The organism is Endothiovibrio diazotrophicus (assembly GCF_054657215.1).
On sequence record NZ_BAAHXB010000224.1, the window covers coordinates 1 to 2,944 of the forward strand.

The 2,944-nt window shown below is 67.9% G+C and carries 3 protein-coding genes; all 3 read right to left on the bottom strand.

Translation table 11 applies throughout. From position 1 onward, the window contains the following. Nucleotides 1-361: 361 nt before the first annotated feature. The 3 genes from rbp to ACYQ2W_RS25820 all read right to left on the bottom strand — a co-directional run bounded on the left by rbp (nucleotide 362) and on the right by ACYQ2W_RS25820 (nucleotide 2,505). On the bottom strand, nucleotides 362-625 hold the full coding sequence (gene rbp / locus ACYQ2W_RS25810) for an RNA-binding regulator (protein ID WP_459873864.1): 264 nt from the start codon (nucleotides 623-625) through the stop codon (nucleotides 362-364). A gap of 328 nt (nucleotides 626-953) precedes the next feature. Then, nucleotides 954-2,132 (bottom strand): DesA family fatty acid desaturase, encoded by a 1,179-nt coding sequence (locus tag ACYQ2W_RS25815; RefSeq protein ID WP_459873866.1) that lies wholly within the window; start codon nucleotides 2,130-2,132, stop codon nucleotides 954-956. A gap of 79 nt (nucleotides 2,133-2,211) precedes the next feature. After that, a complete protein-coding gene (locus ACYQ2W_RS25820; RefSeq protein WP_459873868.1) occupies nucleotides 2,212-2,505 on the bottom strand; it encodes a hypothetical protein in 294 nt (97 codons plus the stop codon). Between the last annotated feature and the right edge of the window lie 439 nt (nucleotides 2,506-2,944).

Here is a 2,944-nt window from a genome sequence, read left to right on the forward strand (position 1 = left end):
GCCGGTCCACCGGTATTCGGCAAAAAGGGCTCTCGCCTCCGCCGCACGCTCCGGCGTACAAGGTCGCCGATGCCTCGGCGACGTTACCATTACCTTCGTGCCGGGTGAGCCCTGTCCGATGTCGGCCGTGGTGAATTCCTCTCCTGTAGGAGCGGCCCCGAGGCCGCGATGGCGCCGCGTCCGTTCCCGCCGCAAGCCGGGTCGGAATGGCTCACTCCGTCATGATCGCGGCCTCAGGGCCGCTCCTACGGGCACCTCGGGTCCGGCCGTCGATTGCACCGGCGATCCCGGACATGGCGCAAAAAAAACGCTCCCCGGCATGGCCGGGGAGCGCTTTTTTCAGCGCGGGGAGGTGCCCGCGTTAGTAGCGAGGCGCCCGCTGCTCGCGCGGCTTGGCCTCGTTGACCTTGATCGCACGGCCCTGCATGGAGCTGCCGTTGAGCCCCTTGATGGCCGCGTCCGCCTCGCCGTTGCTGGACATCTCGACGAAGCCGAAGCCCTTGGACTGGCCGCTGAACTTGTCGGTGATCAGCGCAGCGCTGGTTACGGTGCCGAACGCGCCGAATGCTTCGCGAAGGTCACCTTCGCTCACTTCGTAGGGGAGATTACCCACATAGATATTCATATAGATTGATTACGCTCAAAATGCAGTATGTCGTCGGATGAGCACTACCGCCGGACCATACGCAGAAATCGTGATCGGTAGCGAGAGGCCGCGTCGCGGCCAATTCTTTTCCCGGCGCCGGACGCCCCGTTCGCTCCCCATGTCGCACCAGGCGCACGTGGCAATGCAGCGGAGGGGATGATTGCGGCGAGTCGGGAAACGGGAGGGAGAAGGATTGATTGGAGAGAGCCGGGAGGGGAAAGTATGCCGGGCAGTCTGCGCCTGTTTGCCGACAATGTCCAAGGCTATTTTCCGGCTCACCTGCGCTCGCGGGCAGCGCGCCATCCCTTCAGCGCGCGTCCGCAAGCCGGTAGCTCCGCATCACCGCGGTAAACGCGCGCAGGGCCTCGATGCCGCTGGCCTCCGCCTCGGCGCACCACTGTTGCAGCGCCTGGAGGCGCCACTCGTGGGTGGCCGCCCGCTCGTTCCAGATCGCCACGAGACGCCGGCGCTGCTCGTGGACCGCGCGCAGCACCGGGCTGACGGCGAGCACTTCGGCCACGCTTGCGGCACCATCCCCGCCGCCGGCGGACAGATCGTTCAGCAGCGGGTGGCGCGCCCGTTTGAGGAGGTCGCGGAGGGTGCCGCCCACGTTGTCGAGTTCGGCGCGCATGACCGGGCGCAACACCCGGCGACGGTAATCGGCGAACAGGTGGATGCGGTTGACGGTCAACGCCTTGACCGCCTCCAGGTCCAGGCGCCCGCGCGCCTCGCCCAATACCGGATGGGGCGCCAGCTTGCGCACCCGCGCGAGACCCGCGCGCTCCAGCAGGCGGATGTAGAACCAGCCGATATCGAACTCCCACGGGCGGTTGGAGAACCGGGCCGAACTGGGGAAGGCGTGGTGATTGTTGTGCAGCTCCTCGCCGCCGATCAGTACGCCCCAGGGCAGCAGGTTGGTGGAGGCATCCGGGCTGTCGAAATTACGGTAGCCCCCGTAGTGGCCGACGCCGTTGATCACCCCCGCCGCCCAGAAGGGAATCCACACCATCTGCACCGCCCAGATCGTCAGCCCCACGGGGCCGAACAGGACGAGGTCGAGCGCCGCCATCAGGCCGATGCCCGCCAGGCTGTAGCGGGAATAGAGATGGCGCTCGAGCCAGTCGTCCGGCGCCCCCTGCCCGTAGCGCTCGAGGATCTCCGGCTCGCCGGCGGCGCCGCGGTAGAGTTCGGCGCCCTGCCACAACACCTTGCGCAGCCCCAGCACCTGCGGGCTGTGCGGGTCCGCCGGGGTCTCACACTTGGCGTGGTGCTTGCGATGGATCGCCACCCATTCACGGGTGACCATGCCGGTGGTCAGCCACAGCCAGAAGCGAAAGAAATGGCCGACGACGGGGTGCAGGTCGAGCGCGCGGTGCGCCTGGTGCCGGTGAAGGAATACGGTGACGCCGACGATGGTGACATGGGTCAGCAGCAGTGCCGCCACGAGATAGCCCCAGGGAGGGAGCTGGAGAAGGCCTTGGAACATTGGGGGGTGCCTGAGTGGAGAGAGGGGGCCTGCCGATATTACGGAGGCATGGGGTTGGACCGCGCCGGAGCGGGAAGATTCAACGCCGAAGCGAGCGGCTGGCGCGGCGGCGGCGAGGTCCCGCTTGGCGTGGGCACTTCACCCGCATGACGTGGTTGATGGAGACCGCGCCGCGGATGGCGTTGGCCAGGGCGATTTCCAGTGGAGGATAACCCCGCCGGCCGGGTGGTCGCGGAAGCCGAAGGAAGGTGATCTCGCGCTGCTCGCGGGCGGCCAGCGCGAAGCCCACCTGGACCGCCGCGCAGGGGTCGAGGCCGCCGCCCATCCGGCCGGAGAAGGGTGGCTGCGCCCGCGTCCAGTCCCGCGTTCCCACGCTGGAGCGTGGGAACGATCAATCTGGGACCTACGATCCGGCGACAACCTCCTCTCTATCGACGCATCTCAACGCCATATCCTCACCTGCGTCATCTCCCCCAACGGCGCCGTCCTCAACAGCGACGGCTCGCACATCCTCCAGGCGGGCCCCGAGGCGTGGCACCGGCTGGGCTGGCTCGGCACCGCCCCCGACGGCTGTCGCACCCGCTACCCCGCCGAGATCTTCGGCCCCCTGCGGTGGTAGAGCGGTGATCTCCCCTCGACCTGTGGGAGCGGCCCCCAGGCCGCGATGGCCGAGCGGGACATAGGCGTTTGGCGTGAGCAGGATGCCGAGGGCGGACCCCCGTTCCGCCTACCTCCGCGAGCCTCGTCACGGCGCGGCACTCCGCCCGATCGCGGCCTAAGGGCTCGCGAAAGAATAACTTCCTGTTTTAGGA